The sequence below is a fragment of the Thiomicrorhabdus cannonii genome (genome assembly GCF_013391695.1).
GTDB classification, from domain to species: Bacteria; Pseudomonadota; Gammaproteobacteria; order Thiomicrospirales; family Thiomicrospiraceae; genus Thiomicrorhabdus; species Thiomicrorhabdus cannonii.
Genome location: NZ_JACBGH010000009.1, coordinates 69,316 through 89,144 on the forward strand (window position 1 = coordinate 69,316; position 19,829 = coordinate 89,144).

Genomic DNA, 19,829 nt, shown 5'->3' on the forward strand with positions numbered 1-19,829 from the left:
GGGGCAAATGAGTGCGTTGAAACTGGCACAACGTCTACCGGGAGCTGCTTTTCTGAGCAACGGTCGTCACTGGATTATCGGCCTGCCGTGGTTGTGGCTGACGCTGTTCTTCCTGCTGCCGTTTCTGTTCGTGCTGAAAATCAGTCTGTCGGAAGCGGTGCTGGCGCAACCGCCCTATCTGCCGTTTATACGCGAGATCGAAGACGGCGCCATGACACTGGTGGTCAATTTCGGCAACTACATGCTGCTGTTCGAAGACCCGCTGTATCGCACCGCCCTGCTCAACTCGGTCGAAATCGCCGCCATCTCCACTCTGCTGGCGCTGATTATCGGCTACCCGATGGCCTATGCGATTGCGCGCGCGCCGCAGGCGTGGCGTCTGCCGCTTTTAATGTTGATTATTCTGCCCTTCTGGACGTCGTTTCTGATCCGCGTCTATGCCTGGATCGGCATCCTCAAAAACAACGGATTGATCAACAACACCTTGATGTCGCTCGGCCTGATCGACCAGCCGCTGGAAATCCTCTACACCCCGACGGCCATCTATATCGGTATTATCTACTCCTACCTGCCGTTTGTGATTCTGCCGCTGTATGCGACCCTGATCCGCCTGGACGACTCCCTGCTGGAAGCCGCCGCCGATTTGGGCTGCCGCCCGTGGAAACAGTTTTTGACCATCACCCTGCCGCTTTCCATGCCCGGCATTATCGCCGCGGCCATGCTGGTGTTCATTCCGGTGATGGGCGAGTTCGTCATCCCCGACCTGCTCGGCGGGCCGAATGCCTTGATGATCGGTAAGCTGATGTGGACGGAGTTTTTCAATAACAAAGACTGGCCGCTCGCCTCGGCGCTCGCCGCCGTGCTGCTGGTACTGCTGATTATTCCGTTTGTGCTATGGCGTCACTATGAACAACGTCAGGAACAACAAGGGGAGGCGCGCTAAATGAGTCACGCTAAAAAATCCCGTTTCCCTCTACTGATGACTTTTCTGGTGTTCGGCTATGCGTTCCTCTATGGTCCGATCCTGAGCTTGATTGTCTACTCCTTCAACGAGAGCCGTCTGGTGACGGTTTGGGGCGGCTGGAGCACCAAATGGTACGGTGAACTGTTGCAGAACGAACAGATTCTCTCCGCCGCCTGGCTGAGTCTTAAAATCGCCGCCATCAGCGCCAGCTTTGCGGTGGTGCTAGGCACTCTGGCGGCAATGGCACTGGTGCGTTTCAAACGTTTCCGCGGCCGCTCCATGCTCGAAATCATGGTCGCCGCGCCGATGGTGATGCCCGAAGTGATTATCGGTCTGTCGCTTTTATTGCTGTTTATGGCGATGGACGATATTCTCGGCTGGCCGGAAGGCCGCGGCCAGACCACCATCGTACTGGCGCACATGACCTTTGCGATGGCGTATGTGACCGTGGTGGTGCGTTCGCGTCTGGCGCATCTGGACAATAGCCTGGAAGAAGCGGCGATGGACTTGGGCGCCCGCCCGCTGAAAGTGTTTTTTGCCATCACCCTGCCGATTATCGCCCCCGCGTTGGTGGCGGGCTGGCTGCTGGCGTTCACCCTGTCGCTGGACGACCTGGTGGTGGCAAGTTTCGTCTCCGGGCCGGGCGCCACGACGCTGCCGATGGTGGTCTACTCCAGCGTGCGTCTCGGCGTGAGCCCGCAGATCAACGCCCTGGCGACGATTATTGTGGTACTGGTGAGTCTGGCCGTACTGTTTGCCGGCTGGATTATGGTAAGACAGGAAAAACAGAAACAGCGCGAAAACAGCCAATAAAAAGTGAACAGGCCGGGTATGGAACTTTAACCACGAAGGGCACGAAGAACACGAAGAATTAAGAGTTAAACTGTTGTTCAAAAACTCCGTGTCTTTGTGTCTCTGTGGTTCAAAACATTTTGAGCTGGCTTGTCTGTTTTTTAAACCACGAAGAATTGTGAATAGGCTAACCGATACCCATAAACACCTTCGTGTACTTCGCGCCCTTCGTGGTTAAAAATCGTTAAACGTACCTCAAAAACGCTATTTCTCCACCACAATCCGCACCATACGGCCGTCACGGATCGGCGTGTTTTCAACCAATTTGAAACCGCAGGCGGTCAGCATATAAATCAGGTCGTCGGCATGGTAGCGGTTATGCTCCAGAAAATGCTCGAAGGTATCCTCCAGCATCTCGCGTGACGCCTCGGCCGTCCACACGGCACGGTCGGGATACTTGTGTTCCAGATAACTTTCGAGCGGCTGACGCACCAGATCAATCACACAGAAACGTCCGCCTGTTTTCATCCAGCGGTAAACCGCCTTGAACATCAACACCGGCTGCGGCAGCTCATGCACCAGCATATTCGCCATCACCGCGGCCACGCTGCCATCGGCAATCGCCGCCTGCGGATCGTTCAAATCGTCCACCAGCATACGTGCATTGTCCGCCAAGGGCAGCTGAGCCGCCAGCATATAGGGTGCGGCTTCAATGCCGATAGCGGTGTTATGCGGATAACGCAGCGCCAGATCACCGACAAACTGGCCGACGCCCGCCCCCAAGTCCAGCAAGAGATCGCCTTTATCAATCGCGCCCCCCAACTGGGCATTCCAGAACTCCCAAAACGCCACATCATGGCGGCGTTCATAGGTTGCGGTAATCATCTCGCGGGCATGTTCGCCATCGCCGCCGTGATGTTTCAAAATCTGTGCCTGCGTTTTCTCAATAGTCAAATTCACATCCTCCTGAATCGTGTCCCAAAACCAATCTTTTCTGTAAAAGGTTGCCGTTTATAGTGGCTTAGCGCAAGCTTACCGCATACGGCAATCAACTCCAATAATCGCCACCTATAAAAAGAATTGAACGCAACAACCCCGCCTAATAGCCACACCAAAACAGCGGACTATGGTATATTTCCTGAATAATCTTTATCTATTTATCAGGCTTGGCTAAAAACTTGAAACGGACTTCTCTCTTTGCCTACCTATGGATTGCGTTATGCGGGCTGAGCTCGGTTGCCCTGGCTACCCCGTCTATGGCGGAACGACCGGCACCGTTCCCCAAAACCATCCATTACGCACCTCTGCCGATGAACAACCCGGCCTTCAATCTCGCCAAGAGCCAGGTGCTGACGCAATATCTGCAAGCCAAGTTGCACATTCAGGTCATTCCCAAACTTTATGATAATTACGAAGACATTTTAACGGCTTTCCAGCAAGGCGAAGTGGAGCTGATCGAACTCGGCCCGCTGGTCTATTTCACCCTTCAATCACAAACCGAACACGCCACGCCGCTAGTATCCGTCAAACACCATCCACAGGAAGAATATTACCAGTGCGTCCTCGCCGCACCGATTGACGGCATCAACCATCTTGAATCCCCGCCTACGCAACCGGCTTATAAGGTTGCCCTGACACAGCCGCTTTCCACCTGCGGATGGTTGATGACTCAGCATTTACTGGAAAAACACGGACTCCATCTGGAAACCTTGCCGTCACAGTATCTGGGGTCGCACGAGGCCGTGGCGATGGCATTGATCCGCAAAGAGCACCAGATCGGCGGCCTGGCCCGTTTTATTGCGGAACGCTACGCCAATTTGGGACTGCGCATCCTCGACACCTCCGAACCCTTGCCGCAATTTATCATGGTCGCCAATAACGCAAAGCTCTCTGCCGATGAAAGAAACGCCCTGCAGGCGGCGCTGCTTGACTACCGCAGCAACGAACAGACGCCAATGGGCATTTACGGATTCAATCCCTTTTCCGAAAAACTTTTCGATCGCTTCCAGTCCATAGTGGCGCAAAACCCGCATACCCAGCAGTATGCGTTAAAACAAGAGGCGGTTCACCGATGATGTGGACGGAAAAAACCAAAAACGCCTCTTTATTCGACGCCCTTTTTGCCGTGCTGTTGAGCGTGGCCATCTGGGCGGTGCTTCTGCACGGCATCTATCAGTCTTCCCAAAAAGAGATCCAAGCCGATCTGCATGAAATCATTTCCAAGCAGGAGATGGCCTGGTTATCGGTGCAGAAAATGTTTCATCAGGGCGCCGAAGTCCGTTTCCAGATGGCGGTAAACAATCCCGAAGTGTTATCAATTCTGGAACGTGCGCAAGACCCCACGCAAACTCAACAGGCCAGGTTGGATCTGTATCGCGCCCTCTACCCTTACTATCAGAAGCGTTTAAATGAACACGACGGTCACTTCCACCTGCATTTCCATACGCCGGACAACCGCAGCTTCCTGCGCTTTCACCAACCGGAGATGTTCGGCGACGACCTGAGCGCCGCGCGGCCGAGCATCGTCGAAGTCAACCGCACGCTCACACCGGTTTACGCCTTTGAAACCGGCAAGGTGATTTCCGGCCTGCGCCATATTTTCCCGATTATCTATCACGGCAAGCATCTTGGCAGCGTCGAGTTCGGCCAGCGCTTTGAAGCGCTTCGCCAGGAAATCGCGGCGTTCAACCCCCAAGATGAATACAACATTGTCTACAAACGCGATCTGATCGAAGGCAAATACTTCAAGCAATTCTCCTATCTTTACGCCCCCAGCCCGTTCTCGTCACACTGGTTACAGGAGGATCCGTACAGCGTGCTCAAACACGCCGCGGCACCGCTCTCGCCGACCGTGCAGGCCATCGCCGCGCTGGCAAAACAGGACCCGAACTTCGACCAGCAACTGGCCGACGGCCAGTCGTTTGCCAAGACTTTCACTCTCAATGGCAAAACCTACACACTCTGCCTGACGCCGGTTCACGACATCCACCAACAGAATATCGCCTATCTGTTCTCGGTGGGAGAGTCCGATCAGATTCAGCGCAAAGAGCAGCGTTTCTTAACCGAAAGCATCGTCCTCAGTGTGATTATGCTACTGATCGGCATCGGCATCTGGCGTTTGCTGGTTTCGCAGCGCCAGCAGAAAGAACATCGCAGTTACCTGCAACGCATCAACAACACCCTTAGCGAAGGGCTTTACGTGACCGACCGCAACGGCTGCATTACCATGGTCAACACTGCCGCGCAGAACACGCTGGGCTACACCGATACCGAAATGCTCGGTCAAAACGCCCACGATCTTTTCCATTCATCGGAAGACCCCCAAGACTGCAGCCAGCACTGTCCGATTGAAACCGCCACCCTGTCCGGCAACGCCTATCACGGCGAACTGGTGTTTATTACCAAAGAGCAGCAACCTATCTGGGTATCGGTTTCGGGCCAACCTTTGTATATCGGCAACGTCAATAAGGGAATGGTCGTCAGCTTCAACGACATCTCGGCGCAAAAAGCGCAGGATGAGGCTTTGCGCATCGCAGCCACCGCCTTCGAAACCCAGGAAGGGATTATGATCACCGATCCCAAGGGCAACGTTTTGCAGGTCAACCAGGCCTTTACGCGGCTGACCGGCTATGAAGCGGAAGACGTCATCGGCAAAACCCCCAAAATCCTGAACTCGGGCATGCAGGATCATGCGTTTTATGAGCAGATGTGGCAGACGTTGCTGCGCCATCACTACTGGCAGGGCGAAATCTGGAACAAACGCAAAAACGGCGATGTCTATCTCGAATGGCTGACCATTACCGGCGTCGTCAATCACAAAGGCGTGTTGACGCATTTTGTCGCCAGCTTTTCCGATGCCACCGAGCGCCACAAAGCACAGGAAGAGATTCAGAAACTGGCGTTTTACGACCCGCTGACCAAGCTGCCCAACCGCCGCCTTTTCCTGGACCGTCTCGAGCACGCCTTGATCTACAGCCAACGTACCCGCCAATGCGGCGCGCTGTTCTTTATCGATCTGGATAACTTCAAGACACTCAATGATACCCGCGGCCACCTCATCGGCGACCTGCTGCTCAAAGAGGTCAGCAAACGGCTGCTCGACAACGTGCGCATGGTCGATACCGTATCGCGCATCGGCGGTGACGAGTTTGTGATCCTGCTGGAAAACCTCGGCGAAAACACCGACAAAGCGGTGCATTATGCCGAAAACATCGCTTTGAACATCCTGCAGGCGTTCCGCCAGCCGTTTATACTGAACGGTGAGAGCCATCACAGCAGTCCCAGCATCGGGATCGAAATCATCCGTTGCGAACACAACAGCCCCGACGAGCTGCTGACACATGCCGATCTGGCGATGTACCAGGCGAAAAAACAGGGCCGCAATAATGTGCGTTTCTTTGATCCGCAAATGCAGACCAACGTCGAAAAGCTCGTCAGCCTGCAATCCGACCTGCGCGAAGCGCTGGAGCAGAACCAGTTCGAACTCTACTACCAGCCGCAAGTCAACCAATATGCCGAAATCATCTACGCCGAAGCGCTGATCCGCTGGAAACATCCGCAAAAAGGCTATATTTCGCCGGCCGACTTCATTCCGGTCGCCGAAGAATCCGGGCAGATCATCGCCATCGGCGACTGGGTGCTGCAAACGGCCTGCGAAACGCTGGTCAAATGGCAGCAGGAACCGGTCTTTGCGCTCCTTAAACTGGCCGTGAATGTCAGCGCCAAGCAGTTTGCCGAAAAAGATTTCGTCGAGAAAGTGACGCGCGTTCTCGAAGAGACCGGCGCCGATCCGAACCAACTCAAACTGGAACTGACCGAATCGGTCACGGTCAAGGATCTGGAAACCACCATCCGCACCATGAATGCGTTGCGCGATATCGGTGTACGCTTCTCCATCGACGATTTCGGTACCGGTCACTCGTCGCTTTCCTACCTCAAGCGTCTGCCACTGTCACAGCTGAAAATCGACCAGTCGTTCATCCGCGATCTCACCGTGGATTCGGACGATGCGATTATCGTCAAAACCATCATCGCCATGTCCAACACCCTCAAACTCGAGGTGATTGCCGAAGGCGTGGAGACCATTGAGCAGAAAGAGTTCCTTAAGGAGAACCACTGTACCGTATATCAAGGTTATCTGTTCAGCCCGCCGCTGCCGCTGGAGAAGTTTGAGAATCTCGTCAGAACCACCCTCGAGATTCATTTTCTCGACGCCTGACCCGGCCTGTTGAGTTTTAATTTACCGTTAGGCTTGCAGTTCAACCCAACGATCTGCATCGCTGAAATAAAGCACCCATTTTTGGGGCAGCGCCGCCCCCTTATGCAGGTTATCCAATTCAGCCAGCAAAGCGCCGTAGCGCTGCAACTGCGGCAGATAAAGTGCGCTTTTCTCGGCAATAAACGCCTCCAAAGCGGCCGCATCGCCTTCAAAAACACTGGTCTTGTAGTCGACAATCCAGCGTGTCCCGTCGGCATCCACAAAAGTGCGATCGACAATATGATGCGCTATCTCGCCGCTTGCACTTTCCACCGAAGTTAACGGATATTCGCACCGCGCCTCGGCGTGATCGGCGCTTAGCGCCCAGCGCACCTGCGGGTTGGCCAATGCCTGCCTTAAGGAGCGCAGCACACGGACCTCCGCCTCCTCTAATAAACTGCCGTGCAACCCCTGGTTCTGCAGCCATAGGCGATAGATTGCACGCTGCCGCTCGATAAATTCGCCATCCCAGCTCTGCACGCCGCCCTGCGCGGCCTGCTCCAGCAGCAGATGCAGCAGATTGCCCACTTGGGTATTCAGCAACGCACGATCGCTATCGATAAACTGTGCAGACTGCTCCGTCGCCACATGGGATTTTGCATCCCTTAATGCAGATGGCGTCAGCTGTTCGTAAACAGGCGGTTCGGCCGGCCGGCAGCGCTCCGCCAGCCATCCCTGCAACGTTTCGCGTTCCATCGGCAAGCGGCTGATGCAAGGCAAAGGCGCTTCAATCGTCACGCTCGCCTCCGGCGTGTCATAGGCCGCCGCCAGGGCTTCAAACTCGCCGCCCACGCAGCACCACAGCGGCGCCAGCAAACTGCCTTTGGGCGCTTTCGGCAAGGGGTCCTTGTCGGAAGGTTTGAAGTTCACCTGACCGAACAGATGCAACTGACGTTTGGCGCGCGTGACCGCCACATACAGCAGTCGCGCCAACTCGTAATCGCTTTTTTCCTGCTCGAAACGCTTCAGCAACTCGCTCAACAAAGCGCGCGGCTGACCTTTCTGATCCAAGGGTGCGATGACGAGGTGCTCGCGCGTTTCGCCTGCATGCGTCTTGCCCAGAAACTGCAACCAGGAAACCAGCTGGCGGTCATCGCCTTTGGGCGCTCGCCCCAATCCTGGCAAAATGACCGTGTCGAACTCCAAACCTTTTGATTTATGCATGGTCATCAGCTCGATACGCTGACTCTGCGGCGAGCTATCCGCGCCGGCATAAAGATCGGCCAGCAGCTCCTCCAGCCGTTTGGCGGTGAGCGCCTCGCCGTCGACTTTGCTGAGCGTCTGCCAAAAGACCTCCATATTGTCGAGCGCCGTGGCGTTCTCAACCGTTTGCGCCCCGTCAAGCTGCCACCAGCACTCCCTGACGACCTGCGAAAACGGCAAACTGCCCACCCGCAACAAGGCATTCTGCAAAACCGGCAGCGCGTGTCGCAAACGTGCTTCCCCTTCCGGCGTTAACGTTGTCAAATCGGCGGTTTCCGGTTGAATCAGCGCCCACACCGTCTGCGAAAAATCGTGTCCGAGCAAAACATGCAAATCCGGCAGATTCAACCCCACCAAAGGCGAACGCAGCAACGCAATCCAGGCAGGCCGGTCGGCCAGATGCAACAAGGCGCGCGCCAGCGCCACACCATCCTGAATCTCCTGACGGGCCTGCAAGCCCTCCAGTTCAACCGCACGGAATCCGATGCCCTGCTGTTTCAGCAACATGGCAATGCCCACCAGACTGGATCGGCTGCGCCCCAACAAGGCAATCTTGCGCTGCGGCTCATCCTGCAGTTCTTGCAGACGCTGCTTAATCAGTTCGTAAACCGCCACCGCTTCCGCCTCGGCGGAGCGGTTCAAAGCCCAATGGGTCGTCACCGCCGGGCTATCGTCCTCGGAAAACGCCAAGGCCGCGCTGTAACGCACCGCACCGGTTTCGATCTGGTCGTGTTTCGGGAAGACCTGCTTGAAATGGCGGTTGACCCACTCGACCACGCCGCGGCTCGAACGGAAATTGACCGTCAGATTCAACGGCGTCAGCGCCACCTCGCCGATTTTGCCGCGCCACGCCTTCAAGAAGTTGCCGACCTCCGCCTCGCGGAAGCGGTAGATCGACTGCATCGGGTCGCCGACAATAAACAACGTCTTGCCGTCGCCGTCCTGCCAACCGGCCAGCAGCTTGGCGATCAAGGCGTACTGTTCGGCACTGGTATCCTGGAATTCGTCCACCAGCAGATGATGGATTTGGTAGTCGAGTTGCTGCGCCAGTTCGGTCGGCTCCAACTCACTGCCCAATGCCTGGCTCGCCGCCTGCGCCACCTCGATAAAATCGGCCTGCCCCTCGCTTTTGAACACCACCTTCAAATAAGCGGCGGCCAATGTCAGCAACTGCACCAAGCCTTGCAGCGTCTGCCACTGCGCCTCACTGTAATGCGGGTCGGGCAGGTTTTTCAGAAATGCCAGGCTCTGCTCGATCTGTTCGCTGTAAGGTGCGGCACGCAGCCCTTCGAGCACATTCACAAAACGCTCTTTATTGTCCTTGGCTTCGCCCTTGCCGCTCGGAAAGCCGATGTTTTTGGTGACGCCGCCGGCTTTGCGCAACGCCCCCTCTTTGGTCAGCAGCCACTCGGCCAGCACGCGCCATTGCGGCAGGTCGGCAAGCTGATGCCCCAAAGGCCAGGCGCCGCACAACGGTTGCAGTTGCGGCTGGTCGTTCGCCTGAGCGTAATCCGCCAGTTCGCACGCCTCGGCCAGCAGGTCGCGCACACCGCTCAAATGGGTCACATGCGTGCGCAACTCCTGCTCCACCAGCAGGCGCAAGCCCTGTTGCAGTTCATGCCGGGCCTCATCGCCCTGCAAGCCCACCAGGTTTTTCATCCACTGGTCGCGCTTTTTCAGCATGGTCACCAGCAAGCTTTCGGCACTCTGGTAACGGCCGTTGACCAGTCTTAGCAGATTGGCCATCGCCTCACCGGCGGAGGTGTCTTTTAGTGCCAAACGCGCCGCCTGTATATAGAGTGCGTCGGCACGTTCCAACAATTGCGGCTGCGCGCCCATACGCGATAGCAACGGCATCTGCCCGACCAGAAAGCCATTCATGCCGTCGATGGTCTTGATGCGCAAACGGTTGGGGTTTTCCAGCAACGCCCAGCCCAACATCTCGTTTTGCTGTAAGGCTTGCTGCGCCAGCTGCCAACTATTGCGCTCAAACAACGACGCGTCCGCCGCCGGTTGCGGCAGTCGGCCTTTTTTCAAGGCGGCGATAATGCGCTCGCGCATCTCCGCCGCAGCTTTTTTGGTAAAGGTCATCGCCACGATTTTTTCGGGCTGGTCGACCTGCGACAACAGCGCCAGAAAGCGTTGCGTCAACAATGCCGTCTTGCCGGAACCTGCCGGTGCCTGCACGATAAACGAGACGTGCGGATTAACTGCGGCAAAACGCGCTTCGCCGTCCGCCAGCGCCAAATCGGGCGTAATCCCCAGCCATTCGTACCAACTTTCCTGACTCATTCCGCCCCCTCCATCACACCGTCAGCGGCAGTTATGCCCGCTTTAGCCAGCTGCCGCTCCACTTCGGGCAGACGCAGCGCCAGATAACCGGCTGCATAGGCCACATCCGCCGGTTTGTCAAAACGCATATCCGCCACGCCTTGTTGTATCTGCCGTGCCAAATCGAGCACCTCCTGGCGCAAACTGTCAAGGAAATCCTCCCAGCGCACTTCAAAATAGTCGCCGCCCTCTTTCTCCGCCAATTTGCTGAAAACGGTCACCGCACGCGTTTCCGCTAAAACCGCCTCCTCGGCGGCCAGCGCATTGAGTTTGACGCCGTCATCGGAGTGCAGCAAGGCATAGCCTATGCCCGCGACCGACTTCTCTTCCATTGCATGCAAATACACCGCCAGCTGCGGCGCGCGGATCGGCGTTTTCAGCAGATCGTTGACACTCGCGCGCCCGGTCTTGTAGTCCAGAATGACCCATTCTGCACCGACGCGGTCGATACGGTCGATCTTCAGGCGATAGTTTACCCCCGCCAGCGTGACGCTGACGGCCTGTTCGGTCTGCTCCACCGCAAAGGCCGGACGCTGGCGTTCAATCTCCATCCAGGAGAGCAATAATTCCAAAATACGTTGCTGCTCCAGTTCGAGATAATGGCGGTCAAAACTGTTCTGCAACGCGGCAAAACAGGCGTCGATATGCTGCTGCAATTTTTCCTGCAGCGCCTCGTCCGACAGGCTCAACAAGGCCCCCTGATGCTGCAACTCCTGCCAGAAATGCTCGAGAATCTCGTGAATCAAGGTGCCCTGATTGGTGCTCTGCAGCCCTTCATCCACCTCCTGTAAACTTTGCCGCGCGCCCAGACGGTAATCGATAAACGCCATCAGCGGACACTGGCTCTGCGCCTGCAAAATCCCGCTGCCGCCGGGCGCGGTGTCGCCTTCCGGAATCGGCGGACCGCGGTGATCCAACTCCCAAACAGGCTCCTGCCGCGTGTCGAAATGGGCCTGCGCCAAGGTGCGGTAAGTTTGATGCACATACACGCCGTAACCGTCGAACAGGCCGCTTTCCAGAATAGGGCTCATCAGGCGCTCCGCCTCGCCTTCATAGCGCGGATAACTCCACACCTGCACCGGCGCTGCCGCACACAGACGGCGGCTGATGAGCCGCGCATACTCCAGTTCGCGCTTGGCATCGCAACGCGGCAGACGCTGCTGGCGCTGCAAACTGATGGGTAAAAACGGATTGGGTTGCGGCGGACGCGGCCAGGCTTCGTCGGTCATGCCCAATACCCACAAGGCATCAAACGGCTGCCCGCCCGCTTCCAGCATCCCCATGATCTGGATAGGCTGCAGCCCTTTGCTTTGCGACTGGTGCAAGACCTCGCCGACAAAGCGCTGCAAAACGCCCAACCAGTAGGTGATCGACTGCTTGCCGCAGGCGTGGTTGAGGGTTTTGAAGCGGCTCAGACAGCTTAGCCAAGCCTCGCGCTGCTGGTGTTCGTCACTGTTGAGGGCGCGTGTCTGCTCGCCTAACAGACGTCGCTTGAACGACTCCTCGCCTTGCAAGGTATTCAGGCACTGTTCCGCCAGCGTGGCAAACTGTTCGAGCGACAGCTTTTCGGCCGCTTTGGGCGCCATCTTTTCCTGCCAGCTTTTTAAGGCGCGCAGCAGCGGTTTAGGCAAGCGTTCGGCCGATTCGGTCGCCAACAGATTCGGCCACTGAAAGCTCGCCCACTGCAAGCGGCGCAGCACGGCATCGGCTTTGTGGCGCAACGCCGCTTCGCCCGGCGTATAGGGTGATAGCAGCCACTCGCTCCATTGCGCGTAGCTGACGGCACGCTTGGGTTGCAAAAACAGGCGCAATGTCAGCAGCGCATTCTGCACCAGCGGCACCTCGCTCAAGCGACTTCCCAGGGATATATTGTAAAGCGGCTGCAAGGTGCCGCTCTGCAACGGCAATGGTTGCTCGCCGTTTAAGGCCAGCTGTTCGTCCAATGCCTGCGTCAAGGCGGTTTTGTAGTCTTCGACATTGGGTGCCACCACGCCGATACGGACTTCGTGCGGCGGCTTCAAGGCGCGCCAATGCTGCCATTGCTGCACACACCACCAAGCCGCCTGACGGGCTTCATCGAGGTAGTCATGGGCGGTCAGCAAAGCGCCTTGCGCGTCATCGGACAGCACGGGGCTGAACGCCTCTTCCCGCACCTCGCAGCCCCAGGTTTCGACAGCTTGCTTCCAGGCCTTGATCGCCGGGGTGATTTCGTCAAAACCATGCAGCTCAAAACGTTTGGGCAGCCCGATGCCGTGAGCCTTAAGCCATTGCAGTCTCTGGCGGCGCTGACCGACCGCATCCTGCCAGTTCAACGCTTGCAGACGCTGCTGATAGCGTTCCGCCACCCGCTTGAAGAGCGCAAACTCGGCCGACCCGAAATGCTGCAGGGCATCGTCGACTTCTTCACCGGCCGGCAACCATTCGCTCCACAAACTCCAGGCTTGCTCCAGCTGTTTGGCCGTACTGGCGGTGTTCAGCAGTTCAAGCGGTCTGCCGGCCTCATCCAGCTGCCCGGCAATCTCCTCTTCCAACACCTGCTCCCACAGCCATTGGGATTCAAACGCCGACAGGCTCTTATTGGCCAGGGCTGCGACATCCAGTACGCCGGAAAACAGCAGGTTTTGCTGCCACTGCTGCCACCACTGTTCCAAGGTCATGACTTGCGGCGTTTCAATCACGCTCGCATTGCAGCCTGCCAGCGCCTGACGTTTCAAGGTTTGTGTCAATCGGCTATTTGCAGTGATATGGATCACCGTTTCAGACAAGCTCATCGATCCTCCGGGAGATTGGCAACAGGGTTAGTCGGATAGAAACGCCATCAACGCCATGCCATGCGTTTGCAGCCAGCGTTTGGCCTGCGGCGTTTGCGGATAATGTTGATTGACCAATGCCCAGAAAGCCGGGGAATGGTTGACGTGCTGCAGATGGCACAATTCATGCACGATCACATAATCGACCACCCACTCGGGCGCCTGCAGCAATTTCCAGTTGAACTGGATGCGGCCGTCCGGGTAGCAGCTTCCCCAGCGGGATTTGTAGGTTTTGACCTGAATGGCGCTGACGCTGACGTCAATCTGCCCGGCCAAATCCGGCACTTTTTGCGCAAAATACGCCTGCGCCTTCTGCATATACCAGCTTTGCAGCCGGCGTTTAACCTGCGCTTTTTGCGCCGCCGAAAAACTCAACAGGCCGGCTGCATGGCCAAGCGGAACATGCAACGTTTCGTGTTTTAACATGCACCCGGCTGATTGACTGGATTGCGTCTGCCAGACAACCGGCAGACACTCGCCCAGCCAAATCACCTTGTCCTGCGGGCGGTAGGCAAATTGCGGCCAAAGCGCTGTCTGCTGCTGGCGCTGCAGATGGGCTTCGAGACGGTCGGCTATCCAGACATGGTGACGCTGCAACAAGCCGCGCAAGGCGCGCTCGGAAAGATGGCGGGGAACCAAGAGTTGCAGCGGAGAATGTGATGAAGCAACGGGTTTTAGGGCGATTGATTTTTGCCGTGCCGTTCTGACAATGGGCAACTGATATTGCCCGACCTCAAAATGCGTCATAGCGGGAAAAATGCGCCCTAGCAAAAGATCAGGCGGCCTCTTTCAGGCTGGAAAGGGTATTGCGCGCCCAGCCGTTGGCATCCAGATAACCCGAGGAGATCGCCATGATATCCATGCCGTCGATGCCCGCCATCAACAGGTGGGTATTGCCCTGCTCCAAAGCGCGGGTAATAAACAGCGCCTTGCCCATAGGCCCCACTTGATTGACCAATGCCTGCTTGACTTCGTCCGACAGCGGCAACTGGTCGACGATATCCACCATCGGCGCCCGTAAAAAGGCATTCAGGGTGGAGAACAGACCCACCGTGAAATAACGGTCCTTCTCGTTTGCCAGACCGATTTTCTCGGCCACATTCTCGAGGAATTTGGCGCGCACCAGTGCGGTGGCGAGCAACTCCACCGGCACATCGTCGACTTCGGACATCATCAGCATATTGACCCAGAACTTCAGGCGCTTCAGCCCCATAAAGCTCACCGCCTCCTTCAGGCTTTCGATCACGTGCGGCAGCTGGTTGGCAGGGTGGTTGATGGCGGAAAGCAGCTTGTGCGACAGCCCCACGTCCGTGCCGATGGTGGCGGCCAGCTCCTCGAAACTCACGTCCGGGTCGTTGACCTGTGCCAGCAGGTTCAGCATCGCCAGTTTCTGGCTGGCGATCTGCTGCTGGGTGGACACAATCGGGTTGGTGAAGAAATATCCCTGGAAATAGGCCGCACCGTTCTGCTTGAGGGATTCGTAAACCTCTTCGGTATCGACGCCGGTCAGAACCACTTTCAGGTTTTTTTCGTGCAGGCTGGAGAGCAGTTCACTCAACGCATCGCCCTCCAGATCGGCGGCATTGATTTTCACCAGCTTGGCAATCGACAGCAGTTTGTCGTGCGCATCCGAACGGGTGTAGTTTTTAACGGCAATCTGCACCCCCACTTTGAGCATCTCTTTGACATTCGCCAATGCCTGGCGGTCGCGCAGCAGGTCAATGTCAACCTCAACCACCAGATGGCTCATAGGACGGATAGCCGGCAGCAACTCCAGTTTCAGAGCCTGCAAGGGCGCCTGGTAAAAAACCGGCTTGCCCGCGGTCAGGTTATCAAAACCGATATTCTCTTCAATCCCCTTCCACAAATCCTGTATCTCTTCGGCCCACTGTGCTTCCGTCAGCGATTTCCCCTGAATCGGCACGACCGATAGCTGGTACGCGAATAAAGTCTGTGCGGCATCCAGTACAGGCTGTTTGTTGAACAAAAGGTGGTGTTGCATAAAGTGTCCCTGCGCTCTTAAGAGATGATGTAGTTATATCTATATAGTTATGTTGTCGTTATGTCGACAATTATAGGGTTTAGAAGACGCCTAGAAAACCCATATTCATCAATTTTATAGGCGCTTGCAGACCCACAATCCCCGCTTTGCATTTTTAATGCGCACCAAACCCCGCATGGCTTTTCGAAATTCTGTTTCACTCGCGCCTTGGCTCACTTAAAATGGTGCTCAATTCAATCTTCAAACAGTAAGGCGGCTTTTCGCATGCAAACACCCGCAGAACCCACGCCACAGCATTTTCAGCTTACGATTGAAACTGGCGGTCAGACCGCCATAGAGGCGCTGCATCAAGCGACCGGATTGAGCAAAGCTGCGCTCAAGGAGGGTTTCAGCAAAGGCGCGGTCTGGCTGCAGCAGGGGGAGCAGAAGCCGTTGCGTCTGCGCCGCGTTAAAAAAACGCTCTCCCCGGGCGACCGTCTCGATTGCTACTACGACCCCAAACTTCTGGCACAAACTCCCCAAGCCCCCGCCCTGATACTGGATCGCGGTGCTTACAGCGTCTGGCACAAACCCCGCGGCATGCGTTCGCAAGGCTCCAAATGGAGCGACCATGCCGCACTCTACCGCTGGGTGGAAATGCACTACCGCCCCGAAGATTCCCCGCAGGGCCGCCAGGCCTGGATCGTCCACCGACTGGACCGCGCCACCGCCGGCCTGCAGATTCTGGCGCACAGCAAACGCATGGCGCAGACCTTCACCCGCCTGTTCAGCGAACGCCAAATCCATAAACGCTATCTGGCGATTGTGCACCGCTGCCCGGCCGCAAGCCCCGCAACCCTGACCACGCCGATTGACGACAAGCCCGCCGTCAGCCATCTGCGCACGCTCGACTGCGCCGGCGAAATTCCCTTGGCATTGGTGGAAATCGACATCGAAACCGGCCGCAAACATCAAATCCGCAAACATCTCGCGGAAATCGGCTGTCCGCTTGTCGGCGACCGGCTGTATGGCGATGCGACGTTGGATCAAAATCTGCAAACCAGACTGGCATTGACGGAACGCCCCGATTTGCAGCTCACCGCCTACCGCCTGAATTTTGACTGCCCGTTAAGCCATGCACCTGTCAATCTGGAGTTGCCACACACCGACTGGGCCATGCACGCCACGCTGCTGGCTTGCTTTAACGCCGAGAAACTCGATGCTGCGCGTCTATCGCTTTCCGCTTAAGGGCGGCTATTACTACGACGCCCAGACCGCTTACGCAGCCGGCTTGTTGAAAATCGGCAGCCCGCTTGAAATCGTCGCCGAACCCGATAACGCCCATGACGCCAATGCTCTGCAAATCTGGCTAAAACAGGACGGTTCGCCGGATGCACCGCCCACGCTGCTGGGCTATGTTCCACGCCAGCTTGCGCGCGTTTGGCGGCCGGTATTTGCAGACAGCCCCCACTATCAAGCGCACCTCACCCACGTCGCGCTGCAAGGAAAGTGGCTGCACCTGCAATGCGGTTCGACACTGCAACTCAACTGGCGTCAACGCCTGCTGACCCGCTTATGGCTGTTCTGGTTGCGTTTAGCGCCTGCTACACAGAGTTTCCACAGACCGACCTAGTCTGCTAGAATCGGGATTTTACTCAACCGACCCGAAGCCCTATGAACACCACTCTCGAAGCCTGCGCGGCACAACTCGACGCCTCCGATGACTATCAGGTACTGCGACGCTTTAAGCCCAAAACCCAATTTAACGCCCCCGCCGCCGACAAAACCCATAAAGTCTGCATTATCGACACCGAAACCACCGGACTCGATACCGAAGCGTGCGAAATCATCGAACTGGGTTATCAGATTGTGGAGTTCGATTCGCAAGGGCATTTCTATCAAGTGCTGGCGGCGCGCAACTACCTCAACGAGCCGGAGGGTGAAATTTCCGCCGAAGTCACCAAAGTCACCGGCCTGACGTGCGAGGATGTCCAAGGTCACAGCATTCCGTGGGATGCGGTGGAAAACGATCTGCGTGATGTGCAGTTCTGCGTGGCGCACAATGCCGCCTTCGACCGGCCGGTGGTGGAGCGTTATTCGGCGGTGTTTGTCGACAAAATCTGGGGCTGTTCGGTGGCGCAGATCGACTGGCTGGAACTGGCCGATGTCGGCTCGCGCAGTCAGGAATTCCTGTGCTGGAAAATCGGCCACTTCTTTTACGACGCCCACCGCGCACTCGACGATGTACAGGCGCTGACCGAACTGCTGTCGCGCCCGGTCTCCGAACGGCAGCTGCCGGCCTTCCACTATCTGCTGCAGGCGGTGCGCGTCGGCAAATCGCTGCTCAAAGCCAGCGGCGCGCCGTTTGAACTCAAAGACGACTTGCGCAAACGCGGCTATCGCTGGAATGTCGAGGAACGCGTCTGGCAGAAAATGTTCGACGACAACCAGCTGCAAGCCGAGCTGGCATGGCTGATCGAACACAACACGCCCAATCCCAAGGTCATCAAGTTGAAAGCCACCGATACCTTTTCGGTGCGCGCCCGCTAAAAACCTGACAAAAAGACCGCTAAAAACTCAACAGGCCGGGTCTGCCCGGCTTACCACGCCGCTGAAACGCCTCTGCCGCGAACATCGGAAGCGGCCTCGCAATGCGTTTTATCGCACACCACCAGCTGCACATCGCCCATGTAGTTGTTGCGTTTGAGGGTGTAGCCCATCAGCTCCAGCGCACTTTTCACCGCCTCCGGCAGATCGGGATTGTAGGCAATCTGGTCTTTCGGCAACAGCTGATGATGCACCCGCGGCGCATCCAACGCCTGCTGCGGCGTCATCCCCTCAGCCAGCACATTCACAATCACCTGAAACACCGAAGTGATAATGGTGGATCCGCCCGGCGTGCCCACCACCATCTCAACCTCGCCGTCCTTGAGCAGAATGGTAGGCGACATCGACGACAGCATGCGTTTGTGCGGCGCAATCTCGTTGGCCGTGCCGCCCACCACGCCGAACACATTCGCCACCCCCGGCTTGGTGGAAAAATCGTCCATTTCGTTGTTCATCAAAAAGCCGGCCTGCTCAATCACCACACCGCTGCCAAACGGCATATTCAAGGTGTAGGTATTGGACACCGCATTGCCGTGCGCATCCACAATCGAAAAATGGGTGGTTTCCGGCAATTCGATTTTGCCGGGGCGGATGCTTTCCGATTCGGAAATGGCGTCCCACAACACGCCTTGCGCACGCTGTTGCAGATAGGCGTCACTGAGCAGGCGCTCCACCGGCACATCCACAAAATCCGGGTCGCCGAGGAATTCCGCGCGGTCGGCATAGACACGCTTTTCCAGTTCGGCATAAAAGTGGGTTTTCAGCGCCTGTTCGGGTAATTCCCGGTTGTGCTGCCGCTGTGCCTGCAACTCGGGTTGCAAGAGCGCATACAGTTTGAGCAACTGGCCGATTGCCACCCCGCCGGAACTCGGCGGCGGCGCGGAAACCACCTCGCGTCCCTGCCAGCCAAAACGCACCGGTTCGCGCCACTTGGCCTGATACGCGGCCAGATCGTCCAACGTCATCAAGCCGCCGTGGGTTTGCAGCTGTTGCACCAGCATCCGGGCGGTTTCGCCCTGGTAAAAATCCGCCGCGCCTCGAGCGGCAATGCGTTTCAGGGTTTTGGCCAGTTGCGGCTGTTTGAACATTCGCCCGCTTTGCAGCGCGCCGAAGTGTTCGGAGAAGTTCAGCGCATCACTCGATTTGCCTTCAATCCACTGCTGGTACCAGCGGCGGTTCTCCTCCAGCGCCGGCGGCACTTCAAACCCCTGTTCGGCATAGTCAATGGCGTACTGCAACAGTTTTTTCCACGGCTTTGAGCCGAAACGCTGATGCGCCTGCCACAATCCCATCACCGTGCCGGGCACGCCGCTGGCCTGATAGCCCACCAGCGAGCGATACGGAATGACCTCGCCCTGTTGATCCAGATACAAATCCCTAAAGGCGGCTTGCGGCGCGGTTTCACGGTAGTCGAGGAAATAGGCCTGACGTCCGCTCTGTAAATTCTCAACAGGCCGGGTAACCAGCGTCATAAATCCGCCCCCACCAAGATTGCCCGCTTCCGGATAGGTCACCGCCAGCACAAAACCGGCCGCCACCGCCGCATCCACCGCATTGCCGCCCTCAAGCAACACTGCTTTGGCGGCCGCCGCGCTGAACCGATCCGGCATGGCGATGGCCGCCGCCTGCACGCTGCCGATCTGAATCGACAACAGCGCACCTAATAACATCCCCAACAAACGCTTAAACATAATCGCCCTTTCTTATGACACTTTGCGGATGGTCTGCTCTATTTTCAAAATAAAAAACCGGCGTAATGAAGTGACCCCAAAAACTTGGACATTTTAGTTAAGCGGTACCCAAGGCGTGATTTCGATACTCTATCGGACTCAGGCCTTTGAGTTTCTGCTTGATGCGTTTGTGATTATAGTACTCAATATAGTC

General features: G+C 56.9%; 14 protein-coding genes. 7 read left to right on the plus strand and 7 right to left on the minus strand.

The features are described 5' to 3' along the window. Positions 1 to 7: 7 nt before the first annotated feature. Together HZ297_RS09710 and HZ297_RS09715 are read left to right on the plus strand one after the other, a co-directional pair. Complete coding sequence (locus HZ297_RS09710; RefSeq protein ID WP_178863252.1) at positions 8 to 943, plus strand: ABC transporter permease subunit; 936 nt, start codon at positions 8 to 10, stop codon at positions 941 to 943. After that, positions 944 to 1,777: an ABC transporter permease subunit gene (locus tag HZ297_RS09715; RefSeq protein ID WP_178863254.1), complete on the plus strand. Its 834-nt coding sequence runs from the start codon at positions 944 to 946 to the stop codon at positions 1,775 to 1,777. A gap of 243 nt (positions 1,778 to 2,020) precedes the next feature. Here HZ297_RS09715 and HZ297_RS09720 read toward each other — a convergent pair whose 3' ends face one another. Further along, positions 2,021 to 2,716, minus strand: a complete 696-nt coding sequence (locus HZ297_RS09720; RefSeq protein ID WP_178863256.1) for a methyltransferase domain-containing protein — start codon at positions 2,714 to 2,716, stop codon at positions 2,021 to 2,023. 296 nt (positions 2,717 to 3,012) lie between these two features. On the opposite strand from HZ297_RS09720, the gene HZ297_RS09725 reads away from it, so the two are divergent. Then, positions 3,013 to 3,831, plus strand: coding sequence for a phosphate/phosphite/phosphonate ABC transporter substrate-binding protein (locus HZ297_RS09725; RefSeq protein WP_178863258.1), 819 nt, complete (start codon positions 3,013 to 3,015; stop codon positions 3,829 to 3,831). Continuing rightward, on the plus strand, positions 3,828 to 6,974 hold the full coding sequence (locus HZ297_RS09730; RefSeq protein WP_178863260.1) for an EAL domain-containing protein: 3,147 nt from the start codon (positions 3,828 to 3,830) through the stop codon (positions 6,972 to 6,974). Before HZ297_RS09725 ends, HZ297_RS09730 begins: the two co-directional genes overlap by 4 nt. Positions 6,975 to 7,001: 27 nt before the next feature. On the opposite strand, the gene HZ297_RS09735 is transcribed toward HZ297_RS09730, so the two are convergent. The 4 genes from HZ297_RS09735 to HZ297_RS09750 are packed head-to-tail and all read right to left on the minus strand — an operon-like array spanning position 7,002 to position 15,359. Next, a complete protein-coding gene (locus tag HZ297_RS09735; RefSeq protein ID WP_178863262.1) occupies positions 7,002 to 10,508 on the minus strand; it encodes a UvrD-helicase domain-containing protein in 3,507 nt (1,168 codons plus the stop codon). Continuing rightward, a complete protein-coding gene (locus HZ297_RS09740) occupies positions 10,505 to 13,318 on the minus strand; it encodes a PD-(D/E)XK nuclease family protein (RefSeq protein WP_178863264.1) in 2,814 nt (937 codons plus the stop codon). Before HZ297_RS09740 ends, HZ297_RS09735 begins: the two co-directional genes overlap by 4 nt. 27 nt (positions 13,319 to 13,345) lie before the next feature. Further along, entirely contained in the window at positions 13,346 to 14,104 is a 759-nt protein-coding gene (locus tag HZ297_RS09745; protein ID WP_178863266.1) for a M48 family metallopeptidase, read from the minus strand. A gap of 28 nt (positions 14,105 to 14,132) precedes the next feature. Continuing rightward, a complete protein-coding gene (locus HZ297_RS09750) occupies positions 14,133 to 15,359 on the minus strand; it encodes an EAL and HDOD domain-containing protein (protein WP_178863268.1) in 1,227 nt (408 codons plus the stop codon). A 264-nt stretch (positions 15,360 to 15,623) separates the two neighbouring features. Here HZ297_RS09750 and HZ297_RS09755 point away from each other — a divergent pair, with 264 nt between their 5' ends. The 3 genes from HZ297_RS09755 to HZ297_RS09765 are packed head-to-tail and all read left to right on the plus strand — an operon-like array spanning position 15,624 to position 17,888. Further along, complete coding sequence (locus HZ297_RS09755) at positions 15,624 to 16,586, plus strand: RluA family pseudouridine synthase (RefSeq protein WP_178863270.1); 963 nt, start codon at positions 15,624 to 15,626, stop codon at positions 16,584 to 16,586. Further along, a complete protein-coding gene (locus HZ297_RS09760) occupies positions 16,558 to 16,971 on the plus strand; it encodes an HIRAN domain-containing protein (RefSeq protein WP_178863272.1) in 414 nt (137 codons plus the stop codon). Before HZ297_RS09755 ends, HZ297_RS09760 begins: the two co-directional genes overlap by 29 nt. Positions 16,972 to 17,012: 41 nt before the next feature. Beyond that, positions 17,013 to 17,888 carry a 3'-5' exonuclease gene (locus HZ297_RS09765; RefSeq protein WP_178863274.1) on the plus strand — a complete coding sequence of 292 codons (876 nt, stop codon included), beginning with the start codon at positions 17,013 to 17,015 and terminating at the stop codon, positions 17,886 to 17,888. A 50-nt stretch (positions 17,889 to 17,938) separates the two neighbouring features. On the opposite strand, the gene ggt is transcribed toward HZ297_RS09765, so the two are convergent. Both ggt and HZ297_RS09775 read right to left on the minus strand, forming a co-directional pair. Then, positions 17,939 to 19,636 carry a gamma-glutamyltransferase gene (gene ggt, locus HZ297_RS09770; RefSeq protein ID WP_178863276.1) on the minus strand — a complete coding sequence of 566 codons (1,698 nt, stop codon included), beginning with the start codon at positions 19,634 to 19,636 and terminating at the stop codon, positions 17,939 to 17,941. Between the two features lie 97 nt (positions 19,637 to 19,733). Further along, on the minus strand, positions 19,734 to 19,829 hold a 96-nt coding region (locus HZ297_RS09775; protein ID WP_178863278.1), incomplete at its 5' end, for an IS3 family transposase.